Genomic DNA, 15,382 nt, shown 5'->3' with positions numbered 1-15,382 from the left:
CGCCGCCCGCGCCGCCGCCGCCGCCCGCGCCGTCGCCAGCGCCCGCGCGCACGTCGCAGTCCGTCACCACCGTGACGTTGCCGTGCAGCTGCAGTGCCGATGCCGGGCAGTCCGGGCTGGGTGCGGCGTTGATGGCACGATCGAGCGCTTCGGCCTTGTCGGCGCCGCTCGCGATGAGCACGATCGCCCGCGCCTGGAGGATCGTCCCGATTCCCTGGGACATCGCTCGGTACGGGACGTCCTCTGGCCGGGAAAAGAAGCGCGCATTCGCCGCGCGCGTGTCATCGGTGAGGTCGACGACGCGAGTTCGCGAGTCGAATGCCGAGCCGGGTTCGTTGAACGCGAGGTGTCCGTTGCGGCCGATACCGACGATCTGCACATCGATGCCGCCGGCCCCTGTGATCGCGCGCTCGTAGTCCGACGCCGCGGCAGCGAGTGCGGCCGGTTCGTCGGGCACGCCGGATCCGGGAACGTGCAGCGCGTCGCGGCGCAGTCCGAGCGGCCGCACCACGTGCTCCTCGAGGAACCGGGCGTAGCTCTGCGAGTGGTCCGGCTTGAGCCCGACGTACTCGTCCAGCGCGAACGCGCTTACCGTGTCCCATGGGATACCCGGCTCGTCACGCAGTGCTTGGTAGACGGGAATGGGCGACGACCCCGTCGCGACGCCGAACACTGGGTCCTTCCGTCCGCGGAGGATGCGCGCGATCGCGTGCGCTCCTGCGGCGCCGATCGCAGCGTCGCCCTCAACGACAATCAGTTCCATCGGGTTCGATTCCTTTCTGCGGTCGGATACGAGATCCCGCTGCTCACGCGTATGGGTTCGGGAGGCTGTCGGTCGGCCACCCGGCCGCGGCGCACGCGATCCGGATCGCACCGAACAGGGAGCTCTGGTCGGGCCGCGTCGACAGGCTGACGCGAGGTGGATACGGGGCGTACTCAGCCAGCGCGGATCGTACAGGGTCCAGGAAGACGTCCGCCGCGCCTCCGATGCCGGCCGCCATGCCGCCTCCGATGCCGGCCGCCATGCCGCCGCCGAAACAGATGGCGTCAGAGTCGAGCGTGATGGCGAGGTTGACGACCGCGCGAACGAGTTCCTCGGTGAAGTCCGCCGCGAGCTCCACGAGAGCGGTCTCGCCGGGACCGTGCCCGTGCACGACGGCTGAAGCGGTCAATCCAGCGTGTCCGGCTGCCGTCGCGCGGTCTTGAAGTCCCCGTCCCGAGATCCGGTCCTCGAGTGGGGCTGCGCCGCTGCGATGTCCGGCGCCCATCGGCCCGGTCGGAAGGAGATATCCGATCTCGAGTGCCGCGCCGTGCGCCCCGAGCAGCGGGCGCCCGTCGATCACCGCACCCGCCGCGAGTCCGGTCCCCAGGTTGATGTACAGGCCGCTCCGCGCACCGGCGAGGCTGCCCCAGGCATGCTCTGCCAGCGCCGCCGCCTTGACGTCGTTCGACCACTCGAGCGCTGGCACCCCGAGTGCCGTTCGCAGTGCGTCTGCGGTGATCGTGTCCATGCCGGGGTTGTTCGGTGCGAGCGCGATCCCGCGTGGCGACACCACTCCGGGCGTGACAACGCCCGCGGCGACGACCGATCCTTTCGCCGCCGATGCTCCGCCAGCCGTCCTGCGAAGATCGCCGATCGCGGTGGCGAGTCGAGTGACGACCTCGGCGGATGAAACGTCCGTTCCCGTCGGCATCGACGTCGTTCCGACGATCCCGTCGCTCGGGTGCACGAGCGCTGCGGTCGCTTTCGTGCCACCGATGTCCACCGCGGCGATCAGTTGGTCGGGCGATGGGACGACTACGGACACGCTGGCCTTCATTCTCTGGGGTGCTGTCAATCGTAAACATCCTTTACGAATGGCACAACCGGCCGCCCGTCCCGGGATACAGTCGCAGGAACTGCCGCACCGTAGACGAGAGGACACCAGGTGGAAGCCCCCGGCGGCCGGCCGCCCCTCGAGGAGCAGGACTCCCGCTCCCCAAAGGGTGTTCGCGTTGCAGACGTGAAGCGGATGAACGCGAAACTCGTGCTTGCAGCCCTCCGCTCGGGAGGCCCGCTGACCGGTCCAGAGATCGCCGAGCGTCTCGGGGTCACCAAGCCGACCGCCGCAGCGGCGCTCCGGCTGCTCGCCGGTTCCGGCCTTGTCGAAAGCTCGGGCGTTCGAGCCGGTCAGGTGGGGCGGTCGCCGGAGCTGTGGCAAGTGAACGCCGCGGCGGGTACCGCACTCGCCGTCGACATCGGACCACGATCCGTCACGGCCGTGCGCGCTGCAATCGATGGGCGCGTGGTCGCGCGCGGCTCGAGCGCCATCACCGGCGATTCGGTGGAAGCGGTTCTCGCTGCGCTCGACGCGGCGATCGATGGGGCGTTTTCGCCAGGCGCTCCGACGTGGACGGTGGTGGGGGTTCCCGGCGCCGTCGATCCGGTGACGTTTCGCGTGAGTCTTGCGCCGAACCTCCCGGCGCTCGCTGAGCAGCAGTTCACCGACGGTCTGCGAGCGCGATTCGTCGATTCGCTGGAGGTGCAAAAGGACGTCTATCTCGCGGCCCGCGGCGAACTGGAGGCACGGCGCAACGAATCCGGCGACTTCCTGCTCGTCACCGTGGGGCACGGTATCGGTGCGGCGCAGGTCCGGAATGGAGCGCCGATCGTCGGCGCTTCCGGGTTCGCCGGAGAGATCGGGTACCTGCCGTTGCACGCACACTCAGACGGTCGTGAACCGGCAATCGACTCGAGAACAGCGCCGCTTGAGCGGGCTGCGGCTGAGGAGCAGCTGCTTCGCTCTGCGCAGGACGCGGGGGTCGCTGTCGCGACGATCGATGCACTGTTCGCGGCCGCGGCGACTGATGATGCGGCGAGGGCGATCGTTCGGGCCGAAGCATCCCTCCTTGCATTCGGACTCGCCACGGTGGTGCTGACGACGAACCCCGAGCGGATCCTGCTCTCCGGCAGTGTCGCGATCGCGGGCGGCGCAGCGTTCTGCGCAGTCGTGGAGCAGGCGCTCGGCGGACGCCTGCCGTTCCCCGCTCCGCCAATTGCGCTCGCCAGAACCGGGCCGGAAGGAACGCTCGCCGGCGGGTTGTCCGTTGCGATCGAGCGCGGGTGGGAGGTGCTCGCGCGCAGGATCGATTGAGGCTCTCGGGTCGATTACGGGTGAAAATCGCGAGGGCGCCGGCCTCCTGTGAGCGGGGACGTCCGGTCGGGGCAACCCGGGGCCGGCAGGCTGCTTGTCGAACATCCGTGACGACGCCCGACGCAGAAAGCCTTTCCCTCACGACCTGGATCGACCGATTGCACCACGACGCCGATCAGCCCGAGCACGACACCGGTGAGGTCGCATCTCCCGTTGAACCCGCATCCATCCCGGCGGGGCAGCAGGCATCCACAGAGCCGCAGCGAATCGCCCAGCCGCTCACGCGCCGAACCGCCCTGACGCTTGCGGCGGTCGCCGTCCCGGCGATTGCGGTGAGTGCGGCAGCGCCGGCCGCTGCGGCATCCGCAAACGCGACGATCGAGATCGTCGCCCCGGCATCGGCATCGATCGGCGACGACATCAACTCGCAGGTTCGTGTCACGGTTCGGTCGCAGGGCGGGGTTCCGCTCCCGAACGAGCCGGTCATCGTGTCGGTGAGTCCGACGACCGTCGGATCGTTCCCGGGGAATGGCGGTGCATACTCTGGCTCCACGAACGCAAACGGAGTCCTGACCCTCTCCGGGTTGACGCTCAAGGCCGCGGGAACACTCACCTTCAGTGCATCGAACAGTGGGCACGTGGCCACTGCGACCGCAAACGTCGCAGCAGTGGACCCCGCCGCCATCGCGTTTTCAAGCCCGTCGTATTCGGGCGCTGCTGGTTCGCAGATCACCGTCGGGGGACTCGTCTTCAAAGCGTCGAACGGATACCGACCGAGCGCCGTCAGCCTCAACTACACCGGTGGGTTCTCCGGTCCCGCGTCCGTCCCTGTTGAGGCGGCGACAGCGAAATTCACTGCGTCCGTGACTGCCCCGAACGCGGCAGGAAGCGGAACAGTGACCGCTTCCGCGCCTGATGCGACGTCCGACAGCGCCACACTGACCGCAACCGGCTCGGCGTTCGCTTTCGTCTTCGAGATCTACAACGCGAACAACGGGAGCTGGAATCCGCTCGATCGCCCGCAGATTTCGTACATCGTCGGCCCAGGGGGACCGATCGGCGTCGTTCAATGTCGATACCGATTCACGAGTACCAGCGCGCCGCGCGCCGTCACGTATGACGGCAGCTTCAGTCCGTACACCGTGCCCTCAAGCGTGACGGTCAGTTCAGGAATCGCGGCCTTCACGGTGCAGATCCCAGCCGCCGGCGGCCCGACCATCGCCCGAGGGATCCTGCTCGACGGGACGCCCTCCGGACAGTCCTTGCAAATCCAGCGCGGCAACTGATCTGCGGCCGCGGGCCGTGGGCCGTGGCAGCCGTCGCCGCCCCGGCCCGTGACCGGTGCAGCCGACGCCGCCTCGGCCCGTGGCAGCCGACGCCGCCAGCCCGGTCCCGCCCCGAGACCCCTACCGCGCCCGCAGGACGAACCGCAGCGTCCGCGCCTCCGGCCGGAGCGCCTTGTCCGGCCAGACATCGACGCCGCATGCCCGCGACCCGAGGCCGTTCTGTGCAGCATCGAGGTACAGGTAGGTCCGGTCGTTGCTGGGGAGCTCGTGCGGGTGCCCTGCGGTGGCGAGCTGTTCCGCCGTCCAGCGGCTCAGCGTGAACCCGGGGCGACGTCCGCGGGTGTCGGGGAGCGCCTCCAGGTCGAGCCATGGGGCGCCGCCCCGCGCCAGCGTCAGCGTCCGCAAGCCCGGCCGATGCCCGGTTTCCTGCGGCATCGCGTAGTCCACCGCGAGGTCGTCGATGCCGGCGTCGAAGCGGCCCACGCGGACCGCACGCATGCTGTCCGGGTAGGCCTCGCCCGGCCCGAGCCCGAACCACGACGCCCGGTCCACGTCCGCGGGCAGATCGAGTCGCACGCCGATGCGCGGCCACACCAGATCCCAGCCGGCGGACGGCACGATCGCGATGCTCAGCGCGACCGCGCCGTCGTCGAGCGGCTGCCACCTGACATCGGTCTCCACGGACAGGCGCGATGCGGCAGGGGCATACCGCGTCACGACGCGGACGCCGCCATCGTCGCCGGCCGAGCGGTGCACGACCCGCGGCACGAGCCGGTCGAGACCCGCGGCCGTCCACAGCTCGGCCAGTGGCGGTGCTGCGACGCCGGCGCCGAAGTTGCTCATCGGGTCGGCCAGATCGTAGCTGCCTCGCGAGTTCAGGCGGTCGTTGTCCGTGGGCGCACGGAAGAGCGACAGCGTCGGGCCCTCCACGGCGCTGCCACTGATCGCGGTCAGGGATCCACGGTCGAACGCGAATGCGCCGATCCGGCGTGGCAGCCGGTCGGCCGGGAGGCCCGTGGCCGCGTTTGCCCCGTCCACCGCGTCCGTCTGGTCCTGCGCTGCCCGCCACCGCGGCAGGGCGCGGATCGGGGCGCTCGCCGACGCGTCGAGCGCGACCTGCGACCGCGCGATCACATGCCCTTCGCTCGCCCAGGCGCTGTCCTCGCGGAGCGCGGCGGTGAGGTCGAGGAACCATTCGCCGGCCCCCGCATGCTCGTGCACTGCTGCGGGGATCGCGATCTCGGCACTCGTCCCGGCGTCGACCGTCTCAACGTCGCCGTCGGCGAACGGTCCGCTCGCGACGAGCGCGCCGTCGCGGGACAGCGCCCATCCGAGCACCAGGTCGCTGGTGTCCGCGCTGTGACGGAGGTTGTAAACGCGAACCGCGGTGAGCCTCCCGTTCGTGCCGCGCACCGCGTCGAACCGGATCGGAGCGACGACCGCGGCCCACTCGTCGAGTCCGGGCGTGGGGGTGCCGTCGGAGAGGACCATGCCGTCCATGACGAAGTTCCCGTCGTGCACGACCTCGCCGAAGTCGCCGCCATAGCCGAAGAACGGGGTGCCGTCGGCGGTCGTGGTGCTGATGCCGTGGTCGCGCCACTCCCAGACGAATCCGCCGTGGAGGCGCGGGTACCGATCCACGAGGTCCTCGTACTGATCGATCGCGCCCGGTCCGTTGCCCATGGCGTGGACGTACTCGCAGAGGATGAACGGCTTGCTCCGTTGGCGCGCCGACTCGACGGCCGAGCATCCGAGGAGCAGCGCCGTGTCGCCGTCGCGGCCGATCGATTCGGTCTCCGGGATCGGCGCGTACATGCGGGAGTAGATGTCGGTGTACTCGCCGCGGTAGTCGCCCTCGTAGTGGACGGGGCGCTCCGGGTCCCGGTCGTGCACCCAGGCGGCCATCGCGGCGAGGTTGCTGCCGGTGCCGGACTCGTTGCCGAGCGACCACATGACGATCGACGGGTGGTTCTTGTCGCGTTCGACGGTCCGCTCGATCCGGTCGAGGTACGCGTCGCGCCACCGCGGGTCGTCGCTGGGGTTGTCGCGCCAGTCGGCGAACTCGAATCCGTGGGTCTCGAGATCGCATTCGAGGATCACCCAGAAGCCGAGCTCGTCGGCCAGGTCCAGGAGGCGCGGGTGCGGCGGATAGTGCGAGGTCCGGATCGCGTTCACATTCGATCGCTTCATGAGGGCAAGGTCCTCGCGTGCCCATGCCTCGTCGAACCCGCGGCCACGGGTCGGATGGGTCTCGTGCCGGTTCATGCCGTGGAAGACGACGCGTCGGCCGTTCACGAGGAACTGGTCGCCGACGATCCGTACGGTGCGGAAGCCGATGCGCTGGGTGACGGTCTCGCCTTGCGCCTCAACGACCGCCGTGTACAGGCGCGGCGACTCCGCGGACCACGGTTCGGCGCCGGCCACGGCGGACGCGGGGGTCGCGGTTCCGTCCGGCGCGGCGAACGCGTGCGCGAGCGCGTCCGCGTCGTCGAACGTCTCGTCCACACCGAGTTCGTCGATCCGGAATCGCACCGGGAACGCGGCCGAGGGAGCGCTCACTTCAAGCGCGACCGCACCCGTTCCAGTCACGTGGTCCCACGCGGTCCTGATCCACACATCGTCCAGCCGTGCGGCCGGTCGCGCGATGAGCGTGACGTCGCGGAAGATGCCCGGCAGCCACCACTGGTCCTGGTCTTCGAGGTAGCTTGCCGCCGACCACTGGTGGACCCGCACTGCGACGGTGTTGTGGCCCGCGTGGAGCCGCGGCGTCACATCGAATTCGCGCGCCAGCCGGCTGCCCGTGGACGACCCGACGAGCTCGCCGTTCACCCACACGGTGAACATGCTCTCGACCCCGTCGAACCGCAGGAGCACCTGCTCGGCGCCGGCGAGGAACGCGGCGTCGACCTCGATGTCGCGGCGGTAGTCGCCGGTCGGGTTCGCGTCGGGCACGAACGGCGGGTCGAGCGGGAACGGATACTGCACGTTCGTGTAGATCGGCGACCCGTATCGTCCGTCCTGCAGCACCCACGACGACGGCACGGGGATCGTGTCCCACCCGGAGACGTCCGTCGCTGGGTCCGCGAACGCCTCCGCCGTCTCGTCCCGCGGTGCGGCCTCCGGCAGCAGCCGGAACGACCATTCGCCGTTCAGGTCGAGGCGCGGCGCATCGGAGTGCAACCAGGCGCGGGGTGGAACGGCGTCGCCGCGGACGGGAGCGGTGTCGGCAATCGAGAGGGAGAGCGTGGTCACGAGACGTGTCCTGGTTTCTGATCGGGGATGGGTCGGCGTTCGCTGACGGTGCGGCGGCGTGGCAGGCGGCTACTCCTCGAGATGTCCGAGGTCAGCCGCCGCGACGAATGCGCCGCACCGCGTCGGTGACGCGTGCTGCTCGAACACGATGACCTCGTTGTCTCCGGAGTGGAGCAGCGGGGATGGGACGTACAGCGTGCGCTGCGGCCCACGCGACCAGTATCGGCCGAGGCAGAAGCCATTGACCCACGCGACACCCTTGCCGAATCCGTCCAGCGCAAGGTGAACCTCCTGCGGCACGGTCTGGAGGCGCACCGTCGCCAGCGCCACAGCCGGCCCGGCGATCGTCGTGGCCGGGTCCGCCGCCGCCGATCGGAGCAGTTCGCCGGCTGGCGCGCCCGCGTCGAACGCGCCCTCGAGTCGGAGGGGTGCTGCGCTCCACCGTGCCAGCGGCCGCCCGTCGAGCGTGATCGGGCCGATGAGGCCCTTGGGCTCACCGATCCGCGGTCCGTAGTTGACCCGCCCCTGATCCTCGACGAGCAGCTCCAGCGTCGCTCGGCCGACGGCCGGGAGCGTCACCGCGTGATCGTGGTGCTCGCGCTCGAGGATTGCGACCGCAGCCCCGTCGAGGAACAGCTGTGCGCGATCGCGCACCTCCCCGATGTGGAGCACGGCCGGAGCGCTGAGCTCGACCTCCGTGCGGTACAGGATGAAGCCGGTGGCAGCGCCGAGGTCGTCCATCGTCGGGACGCGGTCGTGCGCGGTGAAGGTCGTGAGGTGCGGCAGCAGCGTGTGCAGCGGCAGCGCCCGGTCGAAGCAGATCGGGGGGAGTGCGGCGGGGGCGGTGGTGGCTGTGCGGATCAGCGGTTCGGACGGCACCGGAGCGTAGCGCGCGATCACCTCGCGGAACGCGTCGAACTTCGGGGTCGGGTTGCCCGCCTCGTCGAGCGGTGCGTCGTAGTCGTACGACGTCGCGATCGGCCGGTAGACGCCCTTGTCGTTGGCGCCGTTCGTGAACCCGAAGTTCGTGCCGCCGTGGAACATGTAGATGTTGACGGAGGCACCTGCGGCAAGCAGCGTGTCGAGCTCGCGAGCGCTCTCCGCGACACTCGTGGTGTGGTGGTGCGCGCCCCAGCTGTCGAACCAGCCGTCCCAGAACTCGGAGCACATGAGCGGGCCGGTCGGCTGTGCCTGACGAAGCCGCGCGAGCCGCTCCTCGACACGGGATCCGAACGAGCCCGTCTTGTGCAGCTCGGGCAGGGATCCGTCGTCGAGCATCGCGTCGATCGGCTGGTCGACGGTTGTGAACGGGACGGTCAGGCCGATGTCCCGATGCATCGCGACGAGTGCGCGGAGATAGTCGTGATCGTCGCCGTAGGCGCCGTACTCGTTCTCGATCTGCACGAGCACGATCGGACCGCCCGCATCGATCTGGCGCGGGACGAGGATCGGGGCGAGCGCGTCCAGGTAGCGGCGCACAGCCTCCAGGAATTGGGGTTCGTTGCGCCGGATGCCGACGGTGCCGTCGGCGAACAGCCATGGCGGCAGGCCGCCGTTCCACCACTCGGCGCAGATGTACGGGCCCGGGCGGACGATGGCGTGCATGCCCTCGGCGTGGACGAGATCCAGAAACCGCCCGAGGTCGAGCCCGGCCGTGAAGTCGAAGATGCCTGGCTGCGCCTCGTGCGCGTTCCATGCGACGTAGGTCTCAATGGTGTTCAGGCCCATGAGTCGGGCCTTGTGGATCCGGTCCGCCCACTGGTCGGGGTGCACGCGGAAGTAGTGGAGCGCACCGGCAAGGATTCGGTGCGGCTGACCATCGAGTTCGAAGTGGTCGGCGCCGATCATGAAGCGCATCAGGCGCCTTTCGTGTGGAGGGGAGGCGCGGATCGCCTCGCCGGGGTGTGGCGAGCGACCCGCGAGCGCGAGCCGGCGGTGCTGGAACGGCGCCCGGGAACCGAAGCTCCCGGGCGCCGCCTGCATCACTTGCCGGAGACCGTGAAGCCCTGGCTGTTGCCGTACTTCACGAGGGCCTGCTGCCAGGCGACGAGGCCCGGGTTGAGGTCCGACTTGTTCTGGTACGCCTGGCCGACGCTGTCCGCGTAGATGCTGTTCGCGTACACCTCGTAGGGCAGGTAGCTCCACCCGGATGCGACGTTCTTCGACGCGTCGGCGAGCACCTTGTTGATCTGCTGTCCGCCGAAGTACGACGGCGCGGCGTTCAGGAACGATGACGAGCTGAGGTCAGCGGTCGTGGACGGGAATCCACCGGAGTTCGCGAAGATCTTCGTCGAGGCGGAGGACGAGTTCAGCCACTTCAGGAAGCCGGCTGCGAGCGCGGGGTTCTTTGAGGCCTTCATGACGACCTCCGAGCTACCGCCGTTGTTCGCCGTCACCGGGGTGCCGCCGTCGTAGGTCGGCATCGGGGCGACGCGCCAGTCACCACTCGCCTCGGGAACGCTCGACTCGAGGTCGCCGGGCATCCACGCGCCCGTGATCAGCGTGGCGATCTGGCCGTTGCCGAGCTGCTTGAACCAGTCGGTCGACCAGCCGGGCGTCTGCGCGAGCAGGCCCTTCTCGACGAGCGGGTTCCACATCGCGGTCCACTTCTTGGTGCCCGCGTCCTGCAGGTTGATGGACACCTTCGTGCCGTTCACGGAGAACGGACGACCGCCGGCCTGCCAGATCATGCTCGTCGTGAAGCCGGGGTCGCCGGAGTCCGACGTGATGTAGTCCTGCGGGTTCGCGGCATGGAGCTTCTCGGCGTCCGCGACGTACTCGGCCCACGTCTTCGGCACGGTCAGGCCGTACTGGTCGAAGACCTTCTTGTTGTAGAACAGCGCCATGGGGCCGGAGTCCTGCGGCAGACCGTAGATCTTGCCGCCCATGTCGACGGACTCCCACGTGCTCGCCGAGTACTTGCTCTTCAGCGAGCTGAAGCCGTACGACGACAGGTCGAGGAGCGAGTTCGACAGCGCGAACTGCGGCACCGCGAAGTACTCGACCTGGGCGACGTCGGGTCCGCCGGAGCCGGCCTTGATCGCGTTCTGCAGCTTCGTGTACTCGTCGGTGCCGGTGCCCGCGTTCACGAGGTTGACGTGCACCTTCGGGTACGCCTTCTCGAACGCGGCGACCTGCGCCTTTGCGGAGGGCGTCCAGCTCCAGTAGGTGATCGTGCCGCCCTTGGCGAGCGCGGCGGAGACGTCGTTCGACGAGCCCGACGAGCCCGAGGAGCCGCCGGAGGCGCAGCCGACCAGGGCGATCGCTGCCGAGACGCCGACTGCAACGGCGCTGAGGCCGCGGCGGAGTCGCTTGTGCATGGTGGTGCCTTTCACTTCATCGTGGTGTGGAGGTGATTGCGAGGGGAGGTGCGGCTCACTGCTTGACGGATCCGGCCGCGAGGCCGGACTGCCAGAACCGCTGGAGGAAGAGGAACGCGGCCACGATCGGGACGATCGTGAGGAGCGAACCCGTGACGACGAGGTTGTAGATGGGCTGCGCGCCGGCGCCGGTCGCCTGCGCGTTCCACTGGTTCAGGCCGACGGTGAGCGGGTACCAGTGCGGGTTGCTCAGCATGATCAGCGGCAGGAAGTAGTTGTTCCAGGTGGCGACGATCGCGAACAGTGCGACCGTGACGACGCCGGGCATGAGCAGCCGGAGCGAGATGGTGAAGAAGATCCGGAACTCGCCGGCTCCGTCCATCCGGGCGGCCTCGATGAGCTCGTCGGGGATCGCCTCCACGGCGTAGGTCCAGACGAGGTACATGCCGAACGGGCTGATGAGGGACGGCAGGATCACCGACCACGGCGTGTTCGTCAGGCCGACCTGCGAGAACAGCAGGAACGTCGGAACCGCGAGCGCTGTCCCGGGGATCGCGATGGCACCGAGCACGATCGCGAACACGGCGCGGCGTCCGGGGAACCGGTACTTCGCCATGCCGTATCCGGCGACGGTTGCGAGGAGGGTGGCGCCACCGGCTCCCGCGACGACGTAGAGCAGCGTGTTGCCGAGCCACTGCACGAAGATGCCGTTGTTGTACGTGAGCGTCTGCCCGATGTTCGTGAACAGGTCGAACCCGTTGCCGAACCACAGCCCGAAGGTGGTCAGCAGCTGCCCCTGCGTCTTCGTGCTGTTGACGAGCAGGTAGAACAGTGGCGCGAGCGAGTACACGGTGAAGACCACCATGACTGCGGTCAGGAGGCCCGACTTGCGTGGGCGAGCGCCAGGTGCGGTGCGTGCGCGGCGGCGGGAGGCGCCTCCAGACCGTGTGCGGCGGGTCACGGCGCCGCGTTCGTCGCGGACGCCCTCGGCGGTGCCGGGCATCGCGGGCGGGTTCGTCTGAATGGTGCTCATCGCATTTCCGTTCGGTTGCCGCGGACCTGCACGACGTAGGCGATCACCGCGGTGATGATTCCCATGACGATCGCGACGGTGGCCGAGTAGTTGTACTGCTGCCCCGAGAACGACAGCCCGTAGGCGTACATGTTCGGCGTGAAGTCGGAGTTGATGACGTTCGGCGCGAGCGTCTTCAGCAGGTTCGGCTCATTGAAGAGCTGGAAGCTCCCGATGATCGAGAAGATCGTGGCGATGACGATCGCACCGCGGAGCGCGGGGATCTTGATCGAGGTCACGACGCGCAGCGGGCCGGCGCCGTCGATCTCCGCCGCCTCGTACAGTTCGGTCGGCACGACGCGGAGTGCCGAGTAGAAGATCAGCATGTTGTAGCCGAGGAACTCCCACGTCACCACGTTGCCGATCGACGCGAGCACCCAGTGCGCGCTGAACGGCTCGAAGATGTTGATGCCGAGTGCCTGGTTCGCGGCGCCCGTCAGGCCGAACTGGTTGCCGTAGATGAATCCCCAGATCAGCGCTGCGACGACGCCGGGCACCGCGTAGGGCAGGAACATCGCGATGCGGAAGAACGACCCCGCGTAGAGGCGTGCGCTGTCGATCGTGAGTGCGGCGATGAGCGCCAGGATCAGCATGATCGGCACCTGCACGACGAGGAAGACCAGCACGCGGAGGAATGCGCCCCAGAACTTGCCGTCGCTGAACAGCGTGACGTAGTTCGCCAGGCCCACGAAGTGGTTGCCGCCGATGAGCTGATCCTGGAACAGGCTGAGCCAGACGGCATACGCGATCGGCACGACGAGCATCGCGAACAGCACGATCATGAACGGCGCGACGAATGCCCAGCCGGTCCAGCGGCCCCGGCGACGGCCGTTGCGGCGGCCCGGCGATCCTCCCGCTCGGGTCGACGCGCCGCTCCCGGCCCGGACGCCGCCAGAGGCGCCGCCGCCGCGGGTCGTGATGCTTGTCATGAGACTCCTTCGTCTGACGCCGAATGTCGGGGGTATCGGTCGAGCAGGGCGCTGATGCTGACGTCAACATTCCCGCCGGACCGTCGTGTTGACGTCAACATTGCCGTGCGCCACCATAGCATGGCAACGTCAACATGCAAGGAGGCGCTATGACGACCGACGGTGTGCGGCCCGAGCTGGCGCCGCGACGACTCCGCGCTTCCGCTGATGCCTCTGCTGGCGCGTCTTCCGGTGCGTCTGCTGGCGCCTCTGTTGGCGCGTCCGTCGGCGCGGGCGTCGGCACATCTGCCGGCGCGTCTGCCGGTGCGTCCGTCGGGGCGTCTGCCGGCGCCATCGTCGCACTCGGTGGGGAGGCGCCGCAGCGCCGATCACCGTCCATGGCGGCAGTTGCGAGCGCGGCCGGCGTCTCCATGCAGACCGTTTCCCGGGTCGCGCGAGGCTTCGACAACGTCTCCGATGACACCCGTGAGCGGGTGCAGCGCGTCATGGACGAGCTCGGCTATCGGCCGAACCGCGCCGCACGAGCCCTCCGGTCTGGGCGGTTCCGCACAATCGGCGTGATCATGTTCACGCTGTCGTCGTTCGGCAACATGCGCACCCTCGAAGCGATCGCCGAGGCGGCCGGCGCGGCTGACTTCACGATCACGCTGCTGCCGATGGTGAGCCGGACGGAGGCCGGGGTTCGGTCCGCCATCTCCCGGCTGTCCGAGGAGGCGGTCGACGGCGTCATCATCATCATCGAGTCGCATGTCCTCGACGCCGCCGAGGTGGCCCTGCCGGACGGCGTTCCCGTCGTCGTGATCGACTCCACGGGAACGGCGGAGCATCCGTCGATCGACACGGACCAGGCGGAGGGTGCTCGGCTCGCCACGCAGCACCTCCTCAATCTCGGCCACCGGACTGTCTGGCATGTCAGCGGACCGCTCGCGTCGTACTCGGCGATGCGTCGTGAAGCGGCGTGGCGTGCCACGCTCGAAGCGGCCGGCGCCCCCGTGCCGGAGGTGTTCCGCGGCGACTGGAACACCGACTCCGGCTATCGGATCGGCCGGGAGCTCGCGGGCCGTTCGGAGGTCACCGCCGTGTTCGCGGCGAACGACCAGACCGCGCTCGGCGTGATGCGCGCCTGCCACGAAGCCGGCCGGTCGATCCCCGGAACGCTCAGCATCGTCGGATTCGACGACATGCCGGAGTCCGACTCGTTCTGGCCGCCGTTGACGACCATTCACCAGCGCTTCGATGAGGTCGGGCGCCGCGCCGTCGCGCGACTGATCGCCACGATCGACGGTGCCACTCCGGCCGAGAACAGCATCGTTCCGGTGTCGCTCGTGCAGCGTTCGAGCACTGCCCCGCCGGCGTGAGGCGGTGCCGCTCGTGGAGCGGCCGAGCACTGCTGCGCCTGCGTGAGGCGGTGTCGCTCGTGCAGCGGCCGAGCACTGCTGCGTCTGCGTGAGACGGTGCCGCTCGTGTGAACGGCAAGGGCGTGACGGCGTAGCGTCCGAACGGTCGTCTGACCCCCATCACAAGGAGCATTCATGCCCGCGCTGACCGACACATTCGTGCTGTCCAACGGTGTTCACATTCAGAAGCTCGGATTCGGCACCTGGCAGATCCCGGACGGTCCGGATGCGTACAACGCGACCCGGACCGCCCTCGACGTCGGCTATCGCCACATCGACACCGCCCGCGCCTACGGGAACGAGGCGAGCATCGCCCGAGCAATCCGCGACAGTGGTATCCCGCGTGATGACATCTTCATCACGACGAAGCTGCCCGCCGAGATCAAGGACGTGTCCCGTGCCCGCGAGGTGCACGCGCAGACCATGGCCGCGCTCGACACCGACCACCTCGACCTGTACCTGATCCACGCGCCGTGGCCGTGGACCTCGATCGGGAGCGACCACAAGGCCGAGAACATCGAGATCTGGAAGTTCTTCGAGGAGCTCTACGACGCAGGCACCGCCCGCTCGATCGGCGTCAGCAACTTCGACGTCGACGACCTCGAATCCCTCACCGCCGCGACCGACGTCGTCCCGCACGTGAACCAGATCCGCTGGTTCATCGGCAACACGCAGGGCCCGACCACGGCCTGGTGCAAGGAGCACGAGATCCTCGTCGAGGGGTACTCGCCGCTGGCAACCGGTGGTCTGCTCGACAACGCAGAGATCAAGCGCATCGCCGACAAGGTCGGCAAGACCGTCGCGCAGGTCGCGATCCGATACCTGCTTGAGTACGACGTGCTGCCCCTGCCGAAATCGACCACGCCGTCGCGGATCGAGGAGAACGCCGCGGTGGACTTCGAGCTGTCCGCTGAGGACATCGCGGCACTCGACGCGATCACCGACACCGGACGCTGACGCTCGGAGCGGGGGGGGGGGGGGGGGGGGGGGGG

At 69.0% G+C, this 15,382-nt stretch carries 11 protein-coding genes; 4 read left to right on the top strand and 7 right to left on the bottom strand.

Going from position 1 to position 15,382, the window contains the following annotated elements; translation table 11 throughout:
* A partial coding sequence (locus tag CAM01S_RS14085) for a glucosamine-6-phosphate deaminase (protein WP_083528091.1) occupies nt 1-763 on the bottom strand: 763 nt, incomplete at its 3' end.
* 43 nt (nt 764-806) lie between these two features.
* Entirely contained in the window at nt 807-1,808 is a 1,002-nt protein-coding gene (locus tag CAM01S_RS14080; protein WP_169795883.1) for an ROK family protein, read from the bottom strand.
* Nucleotides 1,809-2,012: 204 nt separating this feature from the next.
* On the opposite strand from CAM01S_RS14080, the gene CAM01S_RS14075 reads away from it, so the two are divergent.
* Together CAM01S_RS14075 and CAM01S_RS14070 are read left to right on the top strand one after the other, a co-directional pair.
* A complete protein-coding gene (locus tag CAM01S_RS14075; protein WP_157071600.1) occupies nt 2,013-3,134 on the top strand; it encodes an ROK family protein in 1,122 nt (373 codons plus the stop codon).
* Between the two features lie 107 nt (nt 3,135-3,241).
* Nucleotides 3,242-4,420 carry a hypothetical protein gene (locus CAM01S_RS14070; RefSeq protein WP_066523174.1) on the top strand — a complete coding sequence of 393 codons (1,179 nt, stop codon included), beginning with the start codon at nt 3,242-3,244 and terminating at the stop codon, nt 4,418-4,420.
* Nucleotides 4,421-4,540: 120 nt separating this feature from the next.
* Here the strand turns inward: CAM01S_RS14070 and CAM01S_RS14065 are convergent, their stop codons facing one another.
* The 5 genes from CAM01S_RS14065 to CAM01S_RS14045 form a co-directional block, all read right to left on the bottom strand.
* Nucleotides 4,541-7,672: a glycoside hydrolase family 2 TIM barrel-domain containing protein gene (locus tag CAM01S_RS14065; protein WP_066523172.1), complete on the bottom strand. Its 3,132-nt coding sequence runs from the start codon at nt 7,670-7,672 to the stop codon at nt 4,541-4,543.
* Between the two features lie 69 nt (nt 7,673-7,741).
* The gene (locus CAM01S_RS14060; protein WP_066523170.1) at nt 7,742-9,529 is read right to left on the bottom strand and encodes a glycoside hydrolase family 35 protein; all 1,788 of its coding nucleotides are present in this window, start codon (nt 9,527-9,529) and stop codon (nt 7,742-7,744) included.
* Nucleotides 9,530-9,654: 125 nt separating this feature from the next.
* Entirely contained in the window at nt 9,655-10,992 is a 1,338-nt protein-coding gene (locus tag CAM01S_RS14055; protein WP_157071599.1) for an ABC transporter substrate-binding protein, read from the bottom strand.
* Between the two features lie 55 nt (nt 10,993-11,047).
* On the bottom strand, nt 11,048-12,025 hold the full coding sequence (locus CAM01S_RS14050; protein WP_373277717.1) for a carbohydrate ABC transporter permease: 978 nt from the start codon (nt 12,023-12,025) through the stop codon (nt 11,048-11,050).
* Nucleotides 12,022-12,993: a carbohydrate ABC transporter permease gene (locus CAM01S_RS14045; protein WP_066523162.1), complete on the bottom strand. Its 972-nt coding sequence runs from the start codon at nt 12,991-12,993 to the stop codon at nt 12,022-12,024. Before CAM01S_RS14045 ends, CAM01S_RS14050 begins: the two co-directional genes overlap by 4 nt.
* A gap of 377 nt (nt 12,994-13,370) precedes the next feature.
* Here CAM01S_RS14045 and CAM01S_RS14040 point away from each other — a divergent pair, with 377 nt between their 5' ends.
* Together CAM01S_RS14040 and CAM01S_RS14035 are read left to right on the top strand one after the other, a co-directional pair.
* Complete coding sequence (locus tag CAM01S_RS14040) at nt 13,371-14,351, top strand: LacI family DNA-binding transcriptional regulator (protein ID WP_083528092.1); 981 nt, start codon at nt 13,371-13,373, stop codon at nt 14,349-14,351.
* A gap of 174 nt (nt 14,352-14,525) precedes the next feature.
* Nucleotides 14,526-15,347, top strand: a complete 822-nt coding sequence (locus CAM01S_RS14035) for an aldo/keto reductase (protein ID WP_066523160.1) — start codon at nt 14,526-14,528, stop codon at nt 15,345-15,347.
* The last annotated feature ends 35 nt before the right edge of the window (nt 15,348-15,382 follow it).

The sequence above is a fragment of the Curtobacterium ammoniigenes NBRC 101786 genome (genome assembly GCF_001571045.1).
Taxonomy (GTDB): domain Bacteria; phylum Actinomycetota; class Actinomycetes; order Actinomycetales; family Microbacteriaceae; genus Curtobacterium; species Curtobacterium ammoniigenes.
This window is presented reverse-complemented; position numbering and strand designations above follow the sequence as displayed.

Excerpts from the sequence above, each read along its gene's own strand:
- CAM01S_RS14075 (WP_157071600.1), top strand. The coding sequence starts at position 2,013 with ATGAACGCGAAACTCGTGCTTGCAGCCCTCCGCTCGGGAGGCCCGCTG.
- CAM01S_RS14060 (WP_066523170.1), bottom strand. The coding sequence starts at position 9,529 with ATGCGCTTCATGATCGGCGCCGACCACTTCGAACTCGATGGTCAGCCG.
- CAM01S_RS14055 (WP_157071599.1), bottom strand. The coding sequence starts at position 10,992 with ATGCACAAGCGACTCCGCCGCGGCCTCAGCGCCGTTGCAGTCGGCGTC.
- CAM01S_RS14050 (WP_373277717.1), bottom strand. The coding sequence starts at position 12,025 with ATGAGCACCATTCAGACGAACCCGCCCGCGATGCCCGGCACCGCCGAG.
- CAM01S_RS14045 (WP_066523162.1), bottom strand. The coding sequence starts at position 12,993 with ATGACAAGCATCACGACCCGCGGCGGCGGCGCCTCTGGCGGCGTCCGG.
- CAM01S_RS14040 (WP_083528092.1), top strand. The coding sequence starts at position 13,371 with ATGGCGGCAGTTGCGAGCGCGGCCGGCGTCTCCATGCAGACCGTTTCC.
- CAM01S_RS14035 (WP_066523160.1), top strand. The coding sequence starts at position 14,526 with ATGCCCGCGCTGACCGACACATTCGTGCTGTCCAACGGTGTTCACATT.